Raw genomic sequence first — 6,539 nt, forward strand, 5'->3', positions numbered from 1 at the left:
ATATGTGCCGCCGCGAACGCGACGAAGGGCAGGCCCTCGGCGTCGCCTGCCCGGGCACAGGCACTAGACTCAAAGGCTCACTGTTCATCCCTGGAGCCTTTGATCATGACTGCCAAGAACACGATCTGCCTGTGGTTCAACCAGGACGCTGAAGAGGCGGCAAACTTCTATGCCAAAACCTTCCCCGACAGCCGGGTGATCGCCGCGCACCCCGCGCCCAGCGACTACCCCTCGGGCAAGGCCGGCGATGTGATCACCGTCGAGTTCACGGTCATGGGCATCCCCTGCGTGGGGCTCAATGGCGGCCCGACGTTCAAGCACAGCGAGGCGTTTTCGTTTCAGGTCAGCACCGAGGACCAGGCCGAAACCGACCGCTTGTGGGACGCCATCGTCGGCAATGGTGGCGAAGCCAGCGTGTGCGGCTGGTGCAAGGACAAGTGGGGGATTTCCTGGCAGATCTGCCCACGGATTCTCATCGAGGCGCTGGGCAACCCGGACCGGGCCGCAGCCAAGCGCGCGTTCGAGGCGATGATGAACATGGGCAAGATCGATGTGGCGGCGATCGAGGCGGCGTTGCGTGGGTGAGTGGGGATTTTTGCGGCTCGTCTGGGGTTTGGTGGGGGCCTTGAGATCGAGCGCCGCCCGCGCGGCGCATCGCGGATAAATCCGCTCCCACATTTGTTGCAACGTGCCATGGCCTGTCAGGCCATGGTTGTCCGCTCTTGGTGCCCGCCGAGAAACCGCGTCGTACAAACAAGGCTGACAACCATGGCCTATCAGACATAGGTACGTTGCAACAAATGTGGGAGCGGATTTATCCGCGATGCGCCGCGCGGGCGGCGCTCGATCTCATGAACACCCAAAGGCTCAAGCCAAGCGCCTCAAACCCTGCTCAAGCGAATGATCTGCCGAGCACAAAACGCCCCAGTCAGAATCACCCCGAACAACCGCAACGTCTGCATCGCCAGCACCAGCCCCACATCGGCATGGGTCTCCACCGCAATGATCGCCATGGCATCCAGCCCACCCGGGCTGGTGGCCAGGTACATCGACAGAAAATCCACCCCCATCGCCCAGGCCAGGCCCCAGGCGCACACCGCGCACAGCACGATCAGCGCCAACGCCCCGGCAATCATGGTCGGCAGCCGCTTCCACACATAGCGCACCGTCTGCCGGTCGAAGCGCAAGCCGATGTAGCAACCAATCGCTGCATAGGCGAACGCCAGCAAGGGTTCCGGCAGGTGGATGGTCAGCAGCCCGCTCAACTGCAAGGCCGCCCCCAGCAGCAGCGGCATCAGCAGCGCACCCGCCGGCATGCGCTTGCCCACCAGCAGCCCAACCAGCACCACCGCCAGGCTGAGCAAGGTATCCAGCCAGGGCGTGGCAGCAGGTGCCAGCGCAGCGCTGGCAGCAGGCGCAGCGCCAGGGGTGGCGCCGAGCAGGTGGCTGACCAGCGAGCCGACCATCACCACGCACACCACCCGCACGTACTGCATGGTGGCCACCACGCGCCCGTCAGCGCCGTTCTCCTCGGCCATCGACACCATCGCCGAAGCCGCGCCCGGCGCCGTGCCCCACGCCGCGGTGCTGCCGGGGATGCCGCCCAGGCGCACGGTGCCCAGGCCGACCAAGGCACTGAGCAGCACGGTAATCAAGGTGGCCAGCAGCATCAGGTGCCAGGACTGGGCCATCGACACCAGCACCGCCCAGCTCACCGAGTGGGCCACCAGCAGCCCGACGCAGCCCTGGCCGAAGCGGAACACCTGGCGATGCAGGCTCAGGCGCGCACCGCACACGGCGAAGACGATGGCCACCAGCATCGGGCCGAGAAACAACCCTGCCGGCACGGCCAGGGCATGCAGCGCCTGGCCGGCGGCGCCGGCGCAGAGCAACAGGGCAAGCCATTGCAGAGAGGGTCTGGAGCAGGTGGAGAGGGCGTTGGGCAATGTCGATACTCCTTGCGCAGCGATAACGCGGGGCTGGCAGCGCCAGCGGAGAAAATTATCGACGGGCCAATCGATCAAGTCTATTTTCTACTTTTGATAAATCCATAACTGAAATTCATCGATCATGGACCTGCGCGACCTCACCTACTTCGAAACCATCGCCGAACTCGGCCACCTGGGCCGCGCCGCCGAGCGCCTCAACCGCAGCCAGCCGGCCCTGACCAAGAGCATTCAGCGCCTGGAAGAGTCGCTGGGCACTCGCCTGTTCCAGCGTGATGGCAGGCGCATCAAGCTCACCGATGTCGGCAAGCTGCTGCTGGCCCGTGGCAAGCAGTTGCAGCTGAACATCGCCGAAACCGAGCGCGAGGTGCGCGACTTCGCCAACGGGCTGGTTGGCAACATCCGCCTGGGCTGCGCGGCGAGCATGGCCGACCACTTGCTGGCGCACCTCACGGCGGCGTTGCTGGAGCGGGCGCCGCAGGTGACCTTGAAGCTGTCCATCGCCCAGGACGATGTGCTCAAGGAGTCGCTGCGCGCCGGCCGGCTGGATGTGATCATTGCGCCGCAGATCGCCGACGACCCGCAGTTCACCAGCCACCCCATCCTCGAAGACGAGGCGGTGGTGGTGGCCAGCGCCGAACACCCGGTGTTCGCCGGCCCCATCGCCCTCAAGGACCTGTGCCAGTACCGCTGGGTGCTGGCCGGCCCGACCGTGACCGCCCGGCGCTGGATCGACAACGTGTTCATCGAGCACCAGCTGCCGGCGCCGCAGGTGCAGGTCGAGACCAACGCGATTTCCCTGCTGCCGCGCCTGATCGCCCGCACCCAGCTGCTGAGTTTTGCCGCCCGGGAAACCCTGGAGCATGGCCTGGGCGCATCGTGGTTGCGCGAAGTGCCGTTGCCGCAGACCACCATGCGCAGGACCGTGGCCGTGTCGGTGCGCACCGATGGCTACCTGTCGCCGGCGGCGCAGGCCTTGGTCGTGTTGTTGAAGGAGCAGGGTCGCAGCTTCTTCGAGCGCGATTGACGGCTCAGCGCGCGGCCATGCCCAGCAGCCATTCGATCAGCACCTGCAGGCGCCGCGGCATGGGTGCATGGGCCGGGTGCACCAGGTAGTAGCCGTGCTTGCCCACCGTCAGGAAGTCGCCGAAGGGGAGCACCAGTTGGCCATCGGCCAGCTGTTCGCGCACCAGCTGCTCGCGGCCCATGGCGATACCGGCATGGTGCACGGCCGCCAGGCTGCACAGGTCGGAGCGGTCGAAGGTCAGAAAGCGCGCCGCCTGCACCTCGGGCCAGCCGGTCGCACGCCGCCATAACTGCCACTCGGCATCGAAGGCGGCGTTGTCCCAGGCCGCCACATCGTGCAGCAGGGTGCTGCCGCGCAGGGCGTCTGGCCGGTTGCTCAGGCCCTGTTGCCGGGCGTAGTGCGCCGAGCAGACCGGGGCAATGCGTTCGGCCATCAGGCGGGTGCTGACCAGGCCTGGGTGATCGCCATCCGAATAGCACAGCAGCAGGTCGACCTGCCGCGTGCGGTAGTCGATGCGCTCGTTGCCCACGCGCACATCCAGCTGGATATCCGGGTAGCGGGCGCTGAAGTCGGCAAGTTTGGGCACCAGCCAGCACTGCGCCACCGACGGCCGTACATGGAAGGTCAGTTGCCCGGCCACCTGCTCGTCCGAGCGCGCCTGCAGCGCTTCGCTCAACGTGTCCATGGCCTGCTGCATGCTGCGGTAGATGCGCTCGCCGTCCTCGGTCAGCAGCACCTGGCGCGGCAGGCGCTGGAACAGTTTCAGCGCAAGCTCGGCCTCCAGCCGGGCGATGCGGTGGCTGACCGCACTGGCCGTCAGGCACAGTTCGTCGGCGGCGCGGGCGAAGCTCAGGTGCCGCGCCGCGACCAGGAAGGTATGCAGGTTGGCCAGGTGGGCACCGCTGAGCTCGCGCATGTGCTCAGCCCCGGCCCTTGGCCAGGTAGGCGGCGTATTCCTCGGCCGGCACCATGCTGCCGCCGGTGCCCCAGACCAGGTGCGTGGCATTGGCCATGCGCGCCGCTGTCAGCGCCATGCGTTCAAGGTAGGGGGCGGCCTGCAGCACCCGCAGCATGCCCGGCACACCGGCCAGCGCCGAGGGCTCCAGGCGCGCCTGCTCCTGGTCGTGGGCCAGCACCAGCAGGCGGTACAGCTGTTCGTCGCTGACGGTGTAGTAGCCATCGAGCAAACGCTGCATGGCCTTGCCGACGAAGCCGGACGGGCGGCCCACCGCCAGGCCGTCGGCGGCGGTGACGTTGTCGATGGCAAAATCCTGCACGCACACCTCGTCGTGCAGCCCGGTGTACACCCCCAGCAGCATGCAAGGCGAGTGGGTCGGCTCGGCGAACAGGCAATGCACGTGGTCGCCGAACGCCAGCTTCAGGCCGAAGGCCACGCCACCAGGGCCGCCGCCCACGCCGCAGGGCAGGTAGACGAACAGCGGGTGCTCGGCGTCCACCGCGATGCCTTGCGCCTGAAATTGCAGCGCCAGCCGCTCGGCCGCCACGGCATAGCCGAGGAACAGGTGCGGCGAGTTCTCGTCATCGACGAAGTAGCACAGCGGATCGCCCGCAGCCTGCTGGCGCCCCTGGGCCACGGCCACGCTGTAGTCGGACGGATGCTCGACCACGCTCACGCCGTTGGCGCGCAGCTTGTCCTTCTTCCACTGGCGGGCATCGGCCGACATGTGCACGGTGGCCTGGAAGCCCAGCTTGGCGCTCATGATGCCGATCGACAGGCCGAGGTTGCCGGTGGAGCCGACCGCCACCTTGTACTGGCTGAAGAACTGCCGCGCCGGTTCCTCGGCCAGCACGCGGTAGTCGCTGCCCAGGGTGATCAGGCCCGCCTCCAGGGCCAGGTCCTCGGCATGCTTGAGCACTTCGTGGATACCGCCACGGGCCTTGATCGAGCCGGAAATCGGCAACTCGCTGTCGGCCTTGAGCCACAGCTTGCCGGCGGGCTCAAGGCCGGCTTCCTGCAGCAGGGTGCGCTGCAGGTTGGGCAGCGCGCGCAAGGGCGACTCGATGATCCCGGCGCTGGCGGCGGTGTCCGCAAACACCGTGGCCAGGTATGGCGCAAAGCGCTGCAGGCGGGCGCTGGCAGCCTGCACATCGGCAGCGCCCAGGCCGACGTCGCCCAGGGCCTCGGCTGCCGGGGCGATGGCCGGGTTGAACCATTGGGTTTCGCGCAGCGCGACCAGGTCTTCGATCAACGGGTGGGAGGCGCACCATGCATCGAGGGTTTTTCCGTGAATCATCGCAGGCGTTTCCTGTGCTGGGGTCGGGTTGTTCGCAGGCATTAGAAAACACTGCGCCAAGGCTGACAAACGACGGCTGCTCAGGCCATGGATGATGCTGCGTCAGGTGCAGCCTGCTGGGCGATCAGCGCCAGGCAGCGCTGCACCATCGGGCTCATGTCGCCCTTGCGCCGGCTGAGGATGATCGGGCTGACCGCGCCGGTGTCGAGCAGGCTTGCGTATTCGATATCGGTGCGGTGCTGCTGCTGCACCGATTCGGGCACCAGGGTCACGCCAAGGCCCACGGCAACCAGGCCGATGGCGGTCTGCAGCTCGTTGGCCCACTGGCTGACCTTGAGGCTCATGCCGTGGTGGGCGAACAGCGCGAGGATGTGGTCGGCATAGCTGGGCCTGGGGTTGGCCGGGTAGAGCACGAAGGCCTCGCGCGCCAGCTGCGCCAGCGACAGGGGCGCACCGGCCAGGGCGTGGCCCTTGGGCAGCACGGCCACCAGCGGGTCTTCGCGCAGCACCTGCTGCTGGATCGCCGGGTCGTCGATGCGGATGCGGCCGAAGGCGATGTCGATGCGCCCGCTTTTCAGCGCCTCGACCTGCTGCAGGGTGGTCATCTCGCTCAGGCCCAGCTCCAGTTCGCTGTCCTGGCGCAGTTCGCGGATCAGCTCCGGCAGCACGGTGTACAGGGTCGAGGGGGCAAAGCCGATGCCCAGCCACTGGCGCTGGCCCTGGCCAATGCGCCGGGTGTTTTCGCTGATGTTGTCCAGCTGCTGCAGCAGGGTGCAGGTCTGCTCATGGAAGAAACGCCCGGCCTCGGTCAGGCGCAGCGGCCGCTCGCGCACCACCAGCAAGGTACCCAGCTGTTCCTCGAGCTGGCCGATCTGCCGGCTCAGCGGTGGCTGGGCCATGTGCAGCAGCTCGGCGGCGCGGGTGAAGTTCAGGGTTTCGGCCAGGACCTTGAAGTAGCGAAGGTGGCGCAGCTCCACGAGACCTCCTGGGTATGGTGGGAGATTCATTTGATATTGGACGGCCCTCAGGTTCTCGCGCAATGCTTGAATAATCAAGTAAATGTAGTATCGGATCTGCGCCCTGCAGCCCGATTTAACGGGACTTTCCAACCATGACAAACGCCCTGATCGAGCGTATCGACGCGATCATCGTCGACCTGCCGACCATCCGCCCGCACAAGCTGGCCATGCATACGATGCAGCAGCAGACTTTGGTAGTTCTGCGCCTCCAATGCAGCGACGGCATCGAAGGCCTCGGCGAGGCCACCACCATCGGCGGCCTGGCCTACGGCTACGAGAGCCCCGAGGGCAT

Annotated in this window: 6 protein-coding genes and 1 pseudogene; 3 read left to right on the top strand and 4 right to left on the bottom strand. The window is 66.8% G+C overall.

Annotation, left to right across the window (positions count from 1 at the left end; translation table 11 throughout):
* Window positions 1–105: 105 nt before the first annotated feature.
* The gene (locus tag ACIPG5_RS19900; protein WP_286912767.1) at window positions 106–585 is read left to right on the top strand and encodes a VOC family protein; all 480 of its coding nucleotides are present in this window, start codon (window positions 106–108) and stop codon (window positions 583–585) included.
* A gap of 296 nt (window positions 586–881) precedes the next feature.
* On the opposite strand, the gene ACIPG5_RS19905 is transcribed toward ACIPG5_RS19900, so the two are convergent.
* Window positions 882–1,946, bottom strand: coding sequence for an AbrB family transcriptional regulator (locus ACIPG5_RS19905; protein ID WP_401377408.1), 1,065 nt, complete (start codon window positions 1,944–1,946; stop codon window positions 882–884).
* 124 nt (window positions 1,947–2,070) lie between these two features.
* Between ACIPG5_RS19905 and ACIPG5_RS19910 the strand changes: the two genes are divergently transcribed.
* On the top strand, window positions 2,071–2,973 hold the full coding sequence (locus ACIPG5_RS19910) for a LysR family transcriptional regulator (protein WP_176518168.1): 903 nt from the start codon (window positions 2,071–2,073) through the stop codon (window positions 2,971–2,973).
* A 4-nt stretch (window positions 2,974–2,977) separates the two neighbouring features.
* Here ACIPG5_RS19910 and dsdC read toward each other — a convergent pair whose 3' ends face one another.
* The 3 genes from dsdC to ACIPG5_RS19925 all read right to left on the bottom strand — a co-directional run bounded on the left by dsdC (window position 2,978) and on the right by ACIPG5_RS19925 (window position 6,205).
* Window positions 2,978–3,889: a DNA-binding transcriptional regulator DsdC gene (gene dsdC / locus ACIPG5_RS19915; protein WP_401377413.1), complete on the bottom strand. Its 912-nt coding sequence runs from the start codon at window positions 3,887–3,889 to the stop codon at window positions 2,978–2,980.
* Between the two features lie 4 nt (window positions 3,890–3,893).
* On the bottom strand, window positions 3,894–5,228 hold the full coding sequence (locus ACIPG5_RS19920) for a D-serine ammonia-lyase (protein ID WP_401377415.1): 1,335 nt from the start codon (window positions 5,226–5,228) through the stop codon (window positions 3,894–3,896).
* 80 nt (window positions 5,229–5,308) lie between these two features.
* Window positions 5,309–6,205 (bottom strand): LysR family transcriptional regulator, encoded by an 897-nt coding sequence (locus ACIPG5_RS19925; RefSeq protein WP_176518165.1) that lies wholly within the window; start codon window positions 6,203–6,205, stop codon window positions 5,309–5,311.
* 134 nt (window positions 6,206–6,339) lie between these two features.
* Here ACIPG5_RS19925 and ACIPG5_RS19930 point away from each other — a divergent pair.
* Window positions 6,340–6,539: pseudogene (locus ACIPG5_RS19930) on the top strand (muconate cycloisomerase); the annotation flags it as partial.

Origin of the sequence: Pseudomonas sp. NPDC087029 (assembly GCF_044745345.1) — a bacterium.
Classification (GTDB): Bacteria; Pseudomonadota; Gammaproteobacteria; order Pseudomonadales; family Pseudomonadaceae; genus Aquipseudomonas; species Aquipseudomonas faucium.